Origin of the sequence: Marinicella rhabdoformis (assembly GCF_009671245.1) — a bacterium.
Lineage (GTDB): Bacteria > Pseudomonadota > Gammaproteobacteria > Xanthomonadales > Marinicellaceae > Marinicella > Marinicella rhabdoformis.
Genome location: NZ_VTFS01000003.1, coordinates 377,774 through 395,250, shown reverse-complemented (window position 1 = coordinate 395,250; position 17,477 = coordinate 377,774). Strand labels below are relative to the sequence as shown.

The 17,477-nt window shown below is 43.9% G+C and carries 7 protein-coding genes; 3 read left to right on the top strand and 4 right to left on the bottom strand.

Translation table 11 applies throughout. The features are described from left to right. Positions 1–17 precede the first annotated feature (17 nt). Positions 18–9,398 carry an isopeptide-forming domain-containing fimbrial protein gene (locus tag FET73_RS09530; protein ID WP_154223712.1) on the top strand — a complete coding sequence of 3,127 codons (9,381 nt, stop codon included), beginning with the start codon at positions 18–20 and terminating at the stop codon, positions 9,396–9,398. A 147-nt stretch (positions 9,399–9,545) separates the two neighbouring features. Continuing rightward, positions 9,546–10,028 (top strand): glutathione peroxidase, encoded by a 483-nt coding sequence (locus FET73_RS09525; protein ID WP_154223711.1) that lies wholly within the window; start codon positions 9,546–9,548, stop codon positions 10,026–10,028. A 43-nt stretch (positions 10,029–10,071) separates the two neighbouring features. Here FET73_RS09525 and FET73_RS09520 read toward each other — a convergent pair whose 3' ends face one another. The 4 genes from FET73_RS09520 to FET73_RS09505 all read right to left on the bottom strand — a co-directional run bounded on the left by FET73_RS09520 (position 10,072) and on the right by FET73_RS09505 (position 16,816). Beyond that, positions 10,072–11,499, bottom strand: coding sequence for a hypothetical protein (locus FET73_RS09520; RefSeq protein ID WP_154223710.1), 1,428 nt, complete (start codon positions 11,497–11,499; stop codon positions 10,072–10,074). After that, positions 11,499–12,920, bottom strand: a complete 1,422-nt coding sequence (locus tag FET73_RS09515; protein ID WP_154223709.1) for a hypothetical protein — start codon at positions 12,918–12,920, stop codon at positions 11,499–11,501. Before FET73_RS09515 ends, FET73_RS09520 begins: the two co-directional genes overlap by 1 nt. Further along, complete coding sequence (locus FET73_RS09510) at positions 12,917–14,308, bottom strand: hypothetical protein (RefSeq protein ID WP_154223708.1); 1,392 nt, start codon at positions 14,306–14,308, stop codon at positions 12,917–12,919. Before FET73_RS09510 ends, FET73_RS09515 begins: the two co-directional genes overlap by 4 nt. 108 nt (positions 14,309–14,416) lie before the next feature. Next, complete coding sequence (locus FET73_RS09505; RefSeq protein WP_154223707.1) at positions 14,417–16,816, bottom strand: zinc-dependent metalloprotease; 2,400 nt, start codon at positions 16,814–16,816, stop codon at positions 14,417–14,419. A 71-nt stretch (positions 16,817–16,887) separates the two neighbouring features. Here FET73_RS09505 and FET73_RS09500 point away from each other — a divergent pair, with 71 nt between their 5' ends. Then, positions 16,888–17,457 carry a PhnA domain-containing protein gene (locus FET73_RS09500; RefSeq protein ID WP_154223706.1) on the top strand — a complete coding sequence of 190 codons (570 nt, stop codon included), beginning with the start codon at positions 16,888–16,890 and terminating at the stop codon, positions 17,455–17,457. The last annotated feature ends 20 nt before the right edge of the window (positions 17,458–17,477 follow it).

Sequence of the window (17,477 nt, the reverse complement as noted above, 5' to 3'; positions counted from 1 at the left end):
TTTTTAGGTAGTTTAGAATGAGATTTATTAGTGGGATTTTGTTTTTGTTTCTTGGGTTCTGTACCTGGGGTCAAGTACCGGTAGTTTCTCCCATAGGTGGCCTATCAGATTTTCCTGGCGCAGATGTGTGTACGACGGTGTCATTAAATAATACAGGTGCGACTGGTTATGGTCCTTATTTTCAAATCACAATACCTTCAGATGTTGCTGTTGATACTGTGACACTTTTTGGCGGTGGTGTTACTGTTACTGCAGTTGGCTCATTCCCTGCTGCACCAGGTAATCAGTTGACTGACCCTGTTACGGGAGATTCGGTTTCGGGTAATGAGGGTGATGTGTTGTACATTATTCAGCCTCCCATTGGGTCGGTTGTCTCAGGAGGGCCGCCGCTTGATTTCGATATATGTTTCAGTATTGATGCCAATGCGCCAGTCAATATTGCTATCCCGGTTTCAGTGACTCCTGTTTATCAGTTTGGTGATACGCCAACAGGTGACAATGGCCCCATCACCGGAGCCACTCAATCTTTTAATGTAACACCGATATTGGTTGTTTTTGAAAAAACGAACAACGCACCAGAAGGTGAACGTCCACCAGGCCAGGATTGGCCTGTTGGCTTTACACTGACGGCCCATGTTGCTTCAGGTAACACCATAGATAACTTGGTAATCAATGATTTATTACCACCCGGCTTTGTTTTACAACCGCCGGTCAATGTGACAGGAGGGGTAGGGTGTGTGACAACCACGTCTAACCCGATTGTGGTTAACTGTGCTGCTGTCAATGGAACCAGTGGTGATGATTTGGTGATTGAATACAGTGGTTACTTTGCTGATATTTTAGATGAAATGGTGTGCGATGTGCAGACCAGAACAAATTCAGCCACTTTAAATGGTGAGCACAACAGCAACCCCATACCCGAAGAGACAACTACATCTGATGTGGTTGTTGAGCATGTCAGCATTCAGAAAGGGGCAAGTCCTGGTTTGGCTTCTCCTGGAGAAACCGTGGTTTTTACAGTCAACGTTCAAATCAGTGAATACGCAACAGTCAATGATTTACAATTGACTGATACCATTCCAGATGGATACACATACCAAGGTAACTTCACCAGTTCCATCATTGGCATTGCTGCGGTGCCTACAGTGAATGCGGACGGTTCAACCACCTTAGCTATTGATGCCACAGCGGCAGGGAACATAGCTGGTGGAAACCCGCAAATCATTTTTACTTATGAAGCCACCATTGACCAAACTTATAATAATTCCTCTCCCGTATTGGCCAGTGACAGTTTGACCAACACCCTGATGTCAGTATATGACTTGACCGGTGGAGCCTCGGCTTGTGCTGAAGGTTCAAGTGCTACAGTGGCTATCAGACCCATCACTATCAGCAAGGAAATTGTTAACCCTCAAGCCTCATATCAGCCAGGTGAAACAGTCACTTATCGTTTGACTATGATGGTTCCTTCTGGTGACACCAGCAGTATTGTTTTTACAGACTTTTTGCCTTTACCAGTCTTTGATGTGTCCAGTATAGACATTGCCAATTTTGGAGTGGGTTTTGATATCCGCTTAAGCCCTTTGGATACAATGGGTTTAACACCAGTTTCAATGATTGCAACTGGTGCAACCAATAGCCTTGAAATTACTTGGCCCGATGTTGACACGCTAACTAACCAAATTATTTCGGTTGATATTGATGTCGATGTCAGTTCTGAACCTTTTGCTGATAATTTGAGTTTATCTAATCTTTTTCAAGGCAGCACAGAAAATACCATCAATGTAAGTTCTGTAGCGGTTACTCCAGTCTTGTTTCAGGTACGTGCGCCTGAGTTGGTTATTACCAAAGGTGTATTGAGTGCTGATCAAGGAATCATTTCTCCACTACCAGCCAACTTACCTGTTGATGGTGATGTGGTTGATGTAGATGCCAATGACTTGGTCAGATTCCAAATTACTGTAGAAAATGTGGGTGGTGCACCTGCTCATCAAGTCAATATCACAGATGTGACGCCAGCTGGCTTTTCTTCATGTATATTAAATACTGTTGTTGATGGCACAGGGACGCCATTGACTTTTACAGGAAGCATTGCAACAGGCTTGTTGTTGGATAATTCACTGGCAGCCAATGATGACAACCCTGTGGGTGGTGGTGCACCTTATGGTCCAGATACTGCCATTGTCACTGTGGACTGTGCGCTTGCTGCCACAGCTGAGTTTGGACAAACATATACCAATACCGCCAGTGTGAATTACCGTGCACAACCTGGAGCAACCCCTTTTCCAACAATCAGCGACGTTGCGATGGTGACTGTCGCCAGTCCTTCAATTGATAAAAGCAGGGTGAGTATTTCTCCTAATGTAGATGGCAATAACGGTACAGCTACTGTGGGTGAAACCATTGTATATCAAGTGGTCATCACATTGCCTGAAGGTCAGGGCAGCAGTGCTCAATTGGTCGATCGATTAGATAATGGACTGACTTTTGAATCTTTTGATTCCATAGTCGCAAGTTCAGCCAATGTGACAACGGCGCCAAACAACTTTGCAACGATTCTTTCAGGTGCCACTGGAATTAACACCAGAGATGCTGTTTTTGATTTTGGTACCGTCACCAACAATGGGAATACGGGTGAGACAATCACAGTGACTTATACAGTGTTGGTTAACGATGTACTCCCAGCGATTCAGAATGGCAGAAACAAAAACAATGATGTCGATTTTAATACCAGCTTAACCACAGACTCAGACAGCGCACAAAATACAACCATTCGCGAACCTGCTTTGTCAGTGAATAAATCGGTTACACCAACCAATGCCGACGCTGGTGATACGGTAACATACACTGTGATTGTGACTAATACAGGAACCAGTCCAGCATATGATGTTACCCTGACAGATCCGATGAGTGATCCTGACTTGACTTTGATCGCTACGACCGTGACCTCATCTGCAGGTCCAGCAACAGTAACGACAGGTAACAGTTTGGGTGATACAACCATACAGGTTGATGTGCCTTCTATTGCTGTTGGTGGTGCTGTAACGGTTCAATTTGACGCACTGATCAGTGCCGGCGTTTTGTCAGGTGATACCGTTAATAATACTGCCAGTGCTGAATTCAGTTCGCTGCCAGGTAATGACCCCAATGAAAGAGCCTATGGTCCTGTTGATGGTTCTGCCACTGTCAACATCAGCGCGGCACAAATTGTCAAAGTCGTATTGCCTGCAACCAGTAATGAACAAAGTGATGGTACTGTGGTATTGGGTAATGACCCGACTTTGGTTGATTTAACCATTGGTGAAGAAGTTACATTCCGTATCACAGCGACTTTAGCCGAAGGTGTTTCCCCCGATGTGGTCATCACAGATACTTTACCTGGTAATGCGACTGGGCAAATGGAAGTTGTGAGTGCCAATTTAATTTCAACAGGAACACTGGTTGCAACCAACCCAGCACCTACTGCAAACATTGGCCCTGCCAATGTAGTCAGTTTTGATTTTGGTTCTGTGACGAATGCACCTGATGGCGTGGTCAATGATGACGATCGAATTGTCATAGAAGTCAGGGCGGTTGTCGCTGATGCGGCGGTGAATGCAGGCACAGAAACACTCACTAACAACGTGCTGATTCAGTACAGTTCAGGACTTGATGTTTCAGGTTCTGCCGATGTTGAGGTGGTAGAACCCCTCATGACAGTAACTAAAACAGGGTCAGTGACTACAGCAGATGCAGGTGATATTATTACCTATACTGTTGTCGTTTCTAATTCTAGCCCTGTATCAAGTGCGCGTGCTTTTGAGGTGACACTTTCTGATACATTACCAGCAGGTTTGATTTACAACGGAAATTTAAGTTTTGATGGAGGAGAGGCTCCAGACGGAGGGACTTTGATGCACAACGCAGGTGTGATTTCTGCCAGCTGGACGGACTTCCCCTTGAATGCGGTGTCAACCATTTCATACGATTTGATCGTAGAAAATACAGTCACTCCTGAACAGGTCATTGCCAATACTGTTGATATCAACTGGTCATCAATGCCTGGAGACCCAGCTGAAGAGCGTGATGGCATGACTTCCAATAATCATCAGGTGACCATCACAGCCAGTGGTTTAGAGAAAACAGTGTTCAATACATCAGTGCTGACTACAGGCACTGCCATATCGGGGCCTGAAGACGATGTAACGATTGGCGAAGAAGTGACCTATAGAATAAGAGCAACATTGCCAGAGGGAACCACACCCAATGCCATGATGGTTGATCAATTGCCAAACACCGTTGCTATTATGGATGTTGTTAGCTCACAAATTATTTCAATCGGAAACATCACAGGTCCGGGTATCTCGGTTGGTTTGGCCGGTTCTGTTTCCGATACACTGCCTACAGATGGGTACAACGATGTAGTGACTTGGAATTTGGGCGATTTAACAAACTCACCCGATGGTGTTTCAAATGGAAATGATCAAATAGTATTTGAGGTGGTAGCTGTTGTAGTTGATGAAGCTGTCAATCAGACGTTGATAGACAATGTAACCAATAACGCGACTTTTACTTCAGATGGAGGATCGGCTACAGCCAATGTTGACATCGATATAGTCGAGCCTGTCGTTACGGTTAACAAAGAAACGGTGCCTAATTCAATTACGGCAGATGCAGGCGATCAATTAACTTACAGATTGACCATTGATCATGCTGCTAATTCAACAGCAGATGCCTTTAACATCAGTGTGACAGATGTGTTACCGAACCCTGGAACAAGCTGGATCAATGACGCCACAGTTATGGGTAGCTGCTCAAACATTTTTGTTGATTCATCCAATGATCCGACCATTGCTTTTACGATAGACCCTCTGACACTATCAGCAGATTCCTGTACCATAGAGTATCAGGTTCAGGTTGATCTATTGGTTAATCCTAATGAAACATATCAAAACACTGCCACTTTGAGCTACAGTACAGCCCCGGGTAACGGCGCAGAAATACGTGATTCTTCTGATATGGACCAAACAACATTCATGACTCCAGATCCCGCAATCATGAAAGTCACTGCAAATTCTTCACTGTCAGATACGGGTGATAATCAATATGATATGTTGCTCCCTGATTTAGCCATTGGAGAAACCATAGATTTCACTTTGACAGTTATATTCCCAGAAGGCACAACAACCAACGGAGTGGTTCAAGATTTATTACCCGTGGCTGCTGATGGTGGTTTATTAGAAGTGGTCGGTGCAACTGTTGATTCTATAGGAAGTTTGACAACAACCTTGCCGGGTACGCCTGTATTCTCTGACAGGGATGCAGATGCCAATGGCATCAATGACACAGTTACTTTTGATTTTGGAACAGTTACCAATGTCCCCAATGGTGTGGTTAATGTTAATGACCAACTGACCATTACTGTTACTGCTCGTGTTGTGGATGATCCGTTGAATGTTGATGGTTTGTTGTTGACGAACAATGCCACATTTACATTTGGTGCCAATACAGTTTTGAATGACAGTGCAGATATTGAAGTTGTAGAGCCTAATTTAGGTCTGGCCAAATCATTTGGCCAAGTGAACAACTTAGTTGTTCCCATCACTTTGACACTCAATAACACCGGTGGAACTGCTGCTGCTTATGATTTGGTGTTAGAGGATGTATTCGATACCAATGTTTGGGATGTGGCTGGATTCTCAGCTGTGACAATACCAGCAGGATATTTGTTCAATGATGTGGCAGGTCCTGGTGCCTTTGAACATACAGTATCAATCAGTTCGAATGGCGCCATGACGGCACCTGATAATTCGATAGAGCCTAATGAAGTTTTGGTCTTTACATTCAATGCCACCCTACGTGGAGATGTGGTATTGCCAACGACGATTGATAATACGGCAACATTAACAGAAGCAAGTAGTTTGCCAGGTGATGACCCTAATGAGCGTGAATTAGGGCCGGTGATTGGTAGTGATCAATTATTATTACCTGAGTTAGAGGTGGACAAGTCAGCGGCTTTACTTATTGACGCGGATGTATCAACCAATGTCAGCCCGGGTGATACTTTGCGATATACATTGGTAATCACCAACAGTGGTGATGCCGTTGCTACATTGGTTGATTTAACCGACATTCCAGACCCTAATGGCGCATTGGTGGTTGGCTCAGTCACAACCACACAAGGAACTGTAAACACAGGTAATACAGGTGGTGATACTACTGTAGCCATTAACATCGGAACGGTTGCAGTTGGTGCGATGATTACCATTACCTATGATGTGAACATTAATAATCCACTGGCCACCGGAGTTGAGGAACTGGTTAATCAAGCTTTACTGTCTTCACAAGAGTTGCCAGATGAGGAGAGTAATGACCCTGATACAGGTCCAGATGATGACCCAACAATTGTTCCAGTATTTGCAGCACCCGATTTAGCTGTGACTAAGGATGATGGTGGTGTCACTGTCATTCCTGGCAATGATGTAACCTACACTGTCAATTATGATAATGTAGGGAACCAAGACGCGACAGGAGTCGTGATCACAGAAACGGTACCTTTATACACCACTTATAATCCTGGTGCGAACACAGATGCTTGGGTTTGTCTGCCAGATAACTCTTCTGGAAGTACGTGTACGCTGGCTATTGGTGATATAGATGTGGGTGATAATGGCAGTGTTGGCTTCACTGTGACTGTAGATGACGCTTTACCTGACGGTGTTGATACATTAAACAATTCAGTTTCTATTGCAGATGATGGCACAAATGGCCCAGACCCTGATTTGAATAACAATCAAGACAATGATAATACGCCGGTAAATGCAGCACCCGATTTAACATTGACCAAAGATGATGGTGGTGCCACTGTTGTTCCTGGTGGAATCGTGGTCTTTACTTTATCTTATGAGAATGTTGGTAATCAAACAGCAACCGGCGTTGAAATCACTGAAACTGTACCGCTTTCAACAACATTTGAGTCGGGAAGCAGTTCTGTAGGCTGGTTGTGCGTGCCTGATGGTTCGGCTGGAAACACTTGTACTTTGGCTATTGCTGATTTGGATCCGAATGATACTGGCTCAGTTAATTTTGCTGTACAAATTGACAACCCTATTCCATCTGGACTAACCCAGATAGTTAATACTGGATCAATTGCAGATGATGGGACCAATGGCCCAGACCCTACTCCTGGTGATAACAGTGACAATGACACCACGCCAGTAGGTGGTGCGCCAGATATGGCAATAAGCAAAAGTGATGGTGTCAGCATTGTATCTCCGGGAGATACCCTGACCTATGTTTTGAATTATCAAAACATAGGAAATCAAGATGCAACTGGTGTTGTTATTACTGAAACAGTTCCTTTGCAATCTACTTTCTTACCTGGTGCCAGCACGGCTGGTTGGAATTGTGTTCCTAGTAATAATGCGGGATCAATTTGTACTTTAGCTGTTGGTGCTGTTGTTGGAAGTGGTGGTTCTGGATCTGTGAATTTTGCTGTTCTGCTCGATGATCCTTTGGATGCCAACACAAATCAAATTTCAAACACTGTTTCGATTGCAGATGATGGGACCAACGGTCCTGATCCAGATACATCAAACAACATGGATGATGACATTGATGGCGTCGGTGGAGCTTCAATTGATTTAGTTGTCTTAAAAACTGATCAAAACACAACCACCATACCAGGTGGAACTGTGATTTACGATATCACTTACAGCAATGAAGGTAATATAGGTAGTACCGGTGTTGTCATCACGGAAACGGTGCCACAACATGGCACATTCAATCCAGGTGCAAGCAGCGGAGCTTGGGTTTGCTCCCCTGACAACAATGCAGGAAGCAGTTGTACATTTAATGTGGGAGCCTTGGCCGGTGGTGGTGCGACAACTGTAATTCAATTTGCAGTGACTGTAGATAACCCCTTGCCTTCAGGTGTAGAGCAATTAGTCAACACGGTATCTATTGGTGATGATGGCACAAATGGTCCAGATTTGAACCCTGATAACAATACGGCAAATGATGTAACACCTGTAAATGCAGCGCCTGACTTGTCAGTGGTAAAAACACACCAACAGTCTCCAGTAACTCCTGGTGATGTCATCGTTTACGATATTGTATATGAAAATATTGGTAATCAAGATGCTACAGGGGTGGTTTTGACAGAAACAGTGCCCGTGCATACAACATTTGATTCCACTAACAGTTCTGCGGGTTGGACATGTGTGCCTGACGGAACTGCCGGTAGTACTTGTACATATGATGTTGCTGCTGTATTGGCGGTGAATGATGGGCCGCAAAACCTACAGTATGCAGTTATGGTATTGGACACACTTAATTCATCTAAAGAAGAAATTGTCAATTTAATTTCAATCACAGATGATGGGACGAATGGTCCAGACCCGGATCTAAGCAACAATAACGATGATGAACAAACCATCGTCACAGCTGCTCCAGATTTGTACGTGACTAAAACCGACGGAGAGATCAACGCAAGTCCAGGAGATACAGTTGTCTATACTATAGATTATGGGAACCAAGGTAATCAAAATGCCACGGGTGTTGAAATCATTGAAACAGTACCTGATAACAGCATGTTTAATCAAACGGCAAGTTCGGTCACTTGGTCATGTCTGCCTGATAACTCAGCTGGAAGCACCTGTATATACGTTCATGGTAACCTTGACGCCGGTGATTCAAATCAAATAACGTTCTCTGTTGATATTAATGATCCATTGCCTGCAGGTGTTAATGAAATGGTCAACATTGTGCTGATACAAGACGATGGTACCAACGGTCCTGATCCAGAAACAAATAACAACACCGATAATGAGGTGACACCTTTGACACTAGAGCCGCCTGTAGGGATTAAAATAGGTGAGTTTGATGGAGTGGATGACAGGTTGATTCGTTGGACATTCTGGTGGTTTAACCCTAATAATAACAGGGAATTACCGACTTTTATTTATGATGAGATTCCTGCAGGAACAACATTTGCAGGTAATGCCACTTGTACTCCATATGGAACCTCAACCTGTACACAGCCTGTATTTAACGCTGGCTTAAACCGCATTGAATTAAGTGCAATGATAGGGGAAGATGAAGGAGCGCCAATTGACGCCACACCAGACCAGTTGAATAACCCTATAGTGATTTCATTTGACGTCAGAATTCAAGGTTCTGGAAGTAATAGGTTTGAAAATCAAGCACGTGCACACTGGGATCATGATAATGACGGTACACCAGACGATGACATCATAGGTGGCCAAGATCCTGTTGATACTGATTATCCGTTAACACCGGAAGTTGGTGACCCGACTACTTTGGGAAGGACATTCCCTGTACCCGCATTGAATGTGTGGGCAGTTTTGATCATGGTGTTGTCTATGGGGGTTGTTGCCAAAAGGAGATTCAGAACCTGATGCAACTTTAAAATAAATCACAATGGATAATAAAAAGCCTGAGTAATTGTATTCAGGCTTTTTTTAGTTTGAACTTAACAAAACAATTAGACTTGGAATTACCAGATTTGAACATAAATCTATGGGTATTCTATTTAAGGAAACACAATGACCAATTTTTATGATTTAAAAGCCAATACCCTCACTGGTCAAGAACAGAACATGTCAGACTTCCAAGACAAAGTTGTTTTGGTGGTCAATACAGCCAGTAAGTGTGGCCTGACGCCACAATATGAGGGGCTGGAAGCCTTGTATAAAGAATTGCATGGAGAAGGTTTAGAGATTTTAGGGTTTCCTTGTAACCAATTTGGTAAACAAGAACCGGGCAGTGCCGATGACATTTCAGAATTTTGCCAGCTAAACTATGGTGTTAACTTTCCGATGTTCGAAAAAATTGATGTCAACGGGGACAAAACCCACCCTGTTTTTAAGTATTTAAAAGACGAATTGCCGGGTACTTTGGGTAAGAAAGTGAAGTGGAATTTTACCAAGTTTTTGATTGGTAAAGATGGTCAGCCGATCAAAAGATTTGCACCCACCACAAAACCAGAAGACATTAAAAAGCACATAGAAAAAGCTTTAAAAGCATAAGTAATTGAAGAAGTCATCTCCTGTGTGATGACTTCTTATTTCGTTATTCTGGATTAACAATGACCTTCTGGTGGCCGAAATGTTCGCGCAGAAAAGCATACTGTGCTAATAAACCGGGTTGAGCAGCTGCATTGGTAAAGCTGGAATAAGTGAATCCAACAACAGGCAAACCGTGGTATTCATGTCTGATATTCGAATCGGTACTGTCTGTTCCCCTGTCATTTGCTTCTGTATAACCGTGATTGGGATCCAAAGTGATTCTGATTTTTCCATTTTCAAATTCATTTGAATATCCGGTGTTTCTGTTGGGGACAACTATGGTTTGCGTGTTATTCGCTGAAGCATTACTCAGTAAAGGGTTAATAGGGTATTGATAATAGTTTTCGGCAGCTTGTGTAACAAAGTTAACCACAGTATGTTGAATGGTATCAGTAGGTATTGGTGGGCAGGTTCCTAAGCCACATGAAAAATAGGTTTCAAATCCACTCCTATTAAAAATACTGATATTGTGGCTATAAAAATAGGGAAACCACACGTCATTCATATTGTTGCTGCGGAATGGTTTAATTGTATTTGGATTTGAAAGGTGATAACTCATGGTTGGAAAACTGACGATCCAATCTGTTTTTGCAGCCAATACAGGATCTAAATTGTATTCATTCTTTAATGTGTTGTGCATAAGTAAAGCACTGACGGCCTCATATCCTGTTGGCCATGTTGTGGCAAAGGTTTGGCCATCAATCATCACCATGCTGTCTTTTGAGCCAGTTGACAGATTGGGAGTCGGTTCACCCGCGGCGGTATGTTGAATGTTGTCATCACCAAAGAAGTTGTTCATGTGAATGATGGGAATGTTGGCAGAATGGCCTTGTTCGATGTCCATAAGCGTCACTTTGGTATGTAAACCACCGGTTGCTGCTGACATTTGATCTTCATTGTTGTTTGTCCAGACTTGATCTGTTTGCCACATTTGGTCTATCAATTCACAGCTGCGATGAACCAGCGGTGCTTCTGTTGGATCAACTGTGCCCATTTCAATGATTTCAATGATGCCATTTTCCCACAGCCAGTCATTAGCAATGGCGATGTCTTGGTTATTTGGAAAACCTGTTGTACATGTTTCATCATTACTGACCATCCTCATTCGAGCACCATCGATTGAAGGTACTTGCCCCATGCCCATGGTCCAAGTGTCATGGCCAGTGAGGTAGACATTGAATGAAGCCACTGAGCCTCCGGCTTTGGCCTCTTTGACGTGTATTTTGACCGCTTTGTTGTCGTCCGTGGTGTTGCTTAATGACAGCAGTGTATTCATTTGGTTGGATACCGTGTAAAAAGGCACGATGATGGCAGCACCGGTTTCAGTTTCGCTTAAGTGAACAGCACTGTGGCTTGATTCAAATGGTACAGATGAACAGATGAAGGCCGCCAAGAAAGTATATTTAATTGTTGATTTTTTACCGTAAGTCATCATTTTTCCACTCCGGTTCCCGGTTGCGAGATTTCAATCTTCTTTTCTCCAAAATGTTTTCTCATGAAAGCATATTGGGCCAATAAGCCCGGTTGGGCATTGGCATTTGAGAATTTGGTGTAAGCAAAGCCAATCACTGGCATGCCATGAAAAGTGTGGACAATCGAAGGGTCACTTATGCTCCTTCCCCTGTCATTTGTAGCTTCAAGCAAAAATTTAATTTTGCCATTAACAAATGACCAAGGTTCATAAGCTTCATAAGGAATACTTTCGGTTAACATAAAAAGTGTGTTGCCTAAATGATCAGGGTTTACTTCACTTAACATGGGCGTAGGGCGAGTCCAAATGTCTCCAGGAATATGTTCATCGGGAAGTCGGAAGAAAACAAAGTTTGAAACGGAATGCCTGAGGACTTCAGGGGGAATGGGTGAGCAATTGCCACATGGGTAATGGCTTTTCATTTCACCTGCTCTATTGAAATATTGTTTGTTGGTATACAGTGTAGGAAACCAGAAACTCAAGCTGCTGGAAGAGTATGTATTGAAAGGGGATCTAGAACCGCTTAAATGGTAGTGTAAAGTGGGCATGCTGATGATGAATTCAGTTTGCGCAGCAACTGCTGTTTCAGTATTGAATTCATTGGTCAGGGTATGCTGCGTTAATACCGCACTGACGGCTTCGTAACCTGTGGGCCAAGTGGTGGTGATGTTTTCACCATTACTGAAGACTGAGCTGTTCTGTGTTCCTGTCGATAAATTTGGAATGGCCGTACTGGGTTTGGTGTGTTGAATATTGTCTTCGCCATAAAAACCATCCAAGTGAATGACGGGCATGTTGGCCGAATGGCCTTGCTCGACGTCCATCAAAGTCACTTCGGCATGTAAACCTCCTGTGGCTGCAGACAGTTTATCTTCACTGTCTGTGTCCCACATCTGACCCGGATGCCAAAAATTGGCCATTTCATCACAGTCTGTGTCATATGGATTCAGGGCGTCGAGGTCATTAAGTGTCCCCATCTCAATGATTTCTATGGTGCCGTTTTCCCACAACCACTCAGAATTAAGGGAAATGTCTTCATCAAGATCGGGAAAGCCCACAGTGCAGGACTCATCTAAGGTGAGGAACTTTATTTCCTCATCAAACTGGGCTGTGCCCATGGTCCAAACATCTTGACCCGTTAAATAAACATTGAAAGAGAGCAATGTTTCGCCTTTCTGGGCTTCTTTAAAAATAATCTTAACGGCTTTGTTGTCATCTGTTGTGTTGTTCAATGACAACAGCGTGTTCATTTGATTGGATACCGAGTAAAAAGGAACGATGATGGCAGAACCAGTTTTACTGGAACTTAAATGAACTGCGCTTTGACTGTGACCAAAGGTTAAGCTTAAAAATAAGGCGGTAGTCAATTTTGATATATTCATTGTGAGTCTCCTAAAATGATTTTCTTCTCACCAAAATGTTCGCGAACAAAGGCGTATTGCGCCAGCAAGCCCGGTTGTGCATTGGCGTTGGTGAATTTAGTGTAGGTAAAACCAACAACAGGCAATCCAATATACAAATGCATAATGCTTGAATTTGTTGAATCTCTGCCTCGGTCATTTTCGGATCTGGGGCCGGTTGATCTAGACAAATTAAAAGAAATTTTGCCATTTGTGGTATTTGCAGCTACATAATCTTGTTCCCAAAGCCATAATTCATTGGCTGCGTTTATGTCTGGAGCAATGTCACTGGTGGCTGAAAGCAATGAACTAAAATACAAATCTCCCATGTCATGGTACAAAAGCCTGAAGTTGTTAACTGAATGCCTAAGATTTTCAGGAGGAGGTGGGTCGCATCGAGGGCAAGTACCTTTTCTTTCAGTGCCTCCTCGGTCAAAGAAGCTGATGTTCCTGTAGAGGTAAGGAAACCAGAAAGCTTGAGCTCGATCAAAAGGTGCTACCGTATCTTGTGAGTTTAAATGATAAAAGAGTGTGGGAATACTGATGACCAATTCAGTCTGTGCCAACACTTCAGGTTCAGAATTAAATTCATTGGTCAAGGTGCTTTTCATTAATAATGCACTGATCGCCTCATAACCAGTCGGCCAGGTGGTTTCTATCAATTCACCATTGTGAATCACCATGCTGTTGTGTGTGCCACTGGCTAAATTTGGGATATCAAGACCTGCTGCAGTGTGTTGGATTTTATCTTCACCATAAAAGCCACCCATGTGAATGACGGGGATGTTGGCTGAATGACCTTGCTCGACGTCCATCAAAGTCACTTCGGCGTGTAGACCGCCAGTTGCTGGAAGCATGGCCGATTCGTTGTCTAAAAACCATTGACCACCCGATTCCCACAATGCTGAGACAGCGGCACAGCTTAAATTGTCGGGATTCAGGGGCTCAACTTCATTGACCACACCCATCTCAATGATTTCAATGATGCCGTTGGTCCACAACCAATTGTTTTCTGGTGATATGGTTTGATTATTGGGGAAACCCAATGCGCATGAGGCATCGTTGCTGATCATCTTCAATTTTCTGTTATCTGAGCCCATACCGAAAGTCCACATATCCTGCGGTGTCAGGTACACATTGAATGAAGCAACGACCGCGCCTTGAGCTGCTTCTTTGATGTGAATTTTTACCGCTTTGGTTTCGTCTTTGGTGTTGTTCAGTGTCAACAAAGTATTCATTTGATTGGCAACCGTATAAAACGGAACAATGATGGCTGAGCCTGTGTCAGTCGGGCTGAGGTGAACGGCGCTGTGTGCTGGAGGTGAAAGGGCAAAAATCGCCAGTGTGATTGAGCTTAAAATGTTTTTCATGGCTTATGTGTAAGTCTTTGGTGGCAAATAAAATAACCATGAAAGTATATCAATATGTATTAAGGGCTGCGTTAATATTGTATTAAGCAGCCCTTATTTCGACTTTTGTTATTTTATGCTCCCGATGGGTGAACCCGGTGGAATCTTGGGTGTGCTGGTTTGCTCTTTTTTCCATTCACCTTTGAAATATAGGTTGATTTCATCTGTGGCCAATTGTCCCATGGCACCACTTTTCTTTAATTGTTTGCTTAAAGATTTAAGGTGCGAGTGAACCTGTGCTTTCACAGGTGCGGCTAAGTTTTTGTCGCTGGCCAGTTGCAGTGTGTTTTGTAAGGTCACCCAATTGATGCTGTCTTGCAGCAATTGTTGTTTACTGGATTTGTGCTTTTGGCCCCATGTGGTTTTTTGTAATTGTGCTAATAATTGTTTCACAGACATGATGTTGTCATTACGACTGTGTTGTTCGGCCAGACGATTGATGCGGGCTGGATTCAATAACAAGGACAAACTGTGGTCAGCGGCCACTTCAGCAGCTGATAACATGTCAAAGTTTAACCCTGTGCGGTGTTTGAAATGCTCGCGGTCGCGGTAGCTGCCTTCGGTTGGTGGCAGTAATACATTCAATAAATGTTCAGGTAATGCCAGTGTTTTTGCTTCGATGGTTTTTAATACCGCTTCCAGAGCGGCTTGTTGTTGATCTGCATCAACGATTTGGCTGGCGACATCGGCTTCGCCTTTGATGGCGTAGCGGTAATCAACACCAGCGATTAACTTAACGGCGGCTTCCACTTGGTAGCGGTGGAACAAGTACAAAGGTGCCAGTAGGCTTTCTAAGCTGGCAACGGTATCGCCTGATTTGATGCTGTCCAAACCAAACTGCGACAAAGCAACTTCACGTACTTTCAATACATCAAGTAAACCCTCAGCTGCATCTGCGCCATTGTCCCAAAGGTGGGCTTTGGGATGTGAACCACCTGCCATGCGGGCGTCACGGTCGGCAATGAACACATGGCCTTCTGCTGCGGCATCGGTGAGAATTTTTTCCAAACCCGCCTGTTCAGCTTCGGCATTTTCAAATGTGCGGTACAGATAATCAGTAGAAACTTTGTCCCAATCTCCCATGCCTGTGGCGTAAGCATCAGACAAATCGATTTCACCGTCTTTTAATTGAGCCAATGGATGCGGGTAATCCATCACCGAAGCCCGGTCCTTGCTGCTGGCATAAAAGTTATGAATCAATCCTAAGGTGTGACCGACTTCATGGGCTGATAATTGGCGTAACCTGGCCAGGGCCATGTCTTGAATCATTTTTTGGTTCATTTTATCAGACGATTCAAAACCGTCTTTGAATGGTGAAAGTAAAGCTTGTGCTATTTTCATGTCTTGGCGCACACGCAAAGAACCTAATGTCACATGACCTTTAAGGATTTCGCCACTGCGTGGATCGACAATGCTGGCACCGTAGGACCAACCACGTGTTGATCGGTGAACCCATTGAATGGTGTTATAACGGACATCCAAAGGGTCGGCATCGGCGGGTAGCATTTTGACTTCAAAGCCACCTTCAAATCCAGCGTATTCAAAAGCCTCGCTCCACCAACGCGCACCATCAAGTAAAGCCGAACGCACGGGTTCTGGTGTACCAGAATCTAAATAATAAACGATGGGTTCTTTGACATGCCCTTTATCATCTTTTTCTAGGCGATGGCGAATCACCCATTGTTGTTTCATCGGTTCGCCCAAAGGTGCCGCATAATCATCAAAAGTGATCGGGATGCCACCAGAACGCGGATCAAATTTTCGGGTAGGCATCACGTCTTCTGGCAAGCGAACAAAAGAATGGTGGGTCCTTACTGAAATCACATCTGATGTCGGGGCTACCGAACGAATGTGCTTACCCGGTTTTTTGCCTTGTAAGGTGATTAATGCTTCGAATTCTGTGTTGTCTGGGAAGTTTTTCGTGTTGTTCATGTAAACAGCAGAACGCTTGGCATCCACAGCAAAGCTACCTTCTTTCATTTGAGTCAAGCGACCAGCGATCCCTTGCGAATCACGCAACAGAAAGTCCGTGATGTCCAATAAAACGGTGCCTTCAGTTTCTGCTTTAATTTCTCCACCCCATAATACAGATTGAGCAAAGCCATCTGCGACCGCTTGGCGTTCAAGTGCATTGTCACTGTGTGCACGGAAACTTTGGTTGGGTTGTACCATCAGTACTTTGTTACCCAAACGTTTGAAATGTGCCACGCGGGTGTCGCCAATTTGCCCACGGTCCAGCCCAATGTTATTAGAGCCGACACCTGATTGTAAGTAATTGACATAGAGGAAATCTTTTTCAAAATCAGACACTTTGATATAAATTTTACCGCTTGATTCTTGCCAGTAGAAATCAACAAATCCGGCATGGTGTTGCATCCCCTTGGTCTTGTCTACAACAGACTCTGCAGCGCATTGAAAACTTAAAAATAACCAAAACAATAAATGGCAAAATTGGGTAGCTCTTTTCATTATTGTGTCCCTAATCAGTCAAAGGGAATGATTCTATCGCAAACAAGCTGGATTCGGATATAATTCGCGTCATGAAAATTGAACAATTGTTAAAAGACCGCTCAGGTTCAACATGTGAATTGTGCGGTGCTACCGATGCTTTGAGCGTCTATGAAGTCCAACCAGTGGAACAAATTGACATTGAATCGTGCGCTTATGTGTGCGGCACATGTAAAGAACAAATAGAAGACAAGGACAAAACTGAAGTCAACCATTGGCATTGTTTAAACGACAGCATGTGGTCTGAAGTCCCAGCAGTACAAGTGATCGCTTGGCGCATGTTAGATCGGTTGAAATCTGAAGGTTGGCCACAGGGTTTATTGGACATGATGTACATGGAAGATGACCGCATGACTTGGGCTAAAGCAGGTGCCGATGCAGATGACATGGGTCACAGGGATTGTCATGGTGCGCCATTGGCGGCGGGTGATACAGTGACTTTAGTTAAAGACCTGAAAGTCAAAGGCGGTGGTTTTACGGCCAAACAAGGTACAGCCGTACGCAACATTGGACTGCCAGCCGATGACCCGACCCACATCGAAGGCCGAGTCGAAGGTCAGCGCATCATGATTGTCACCAAATACGTGAAAAAATCACATTGATATGATTTCCTGCTTCCATT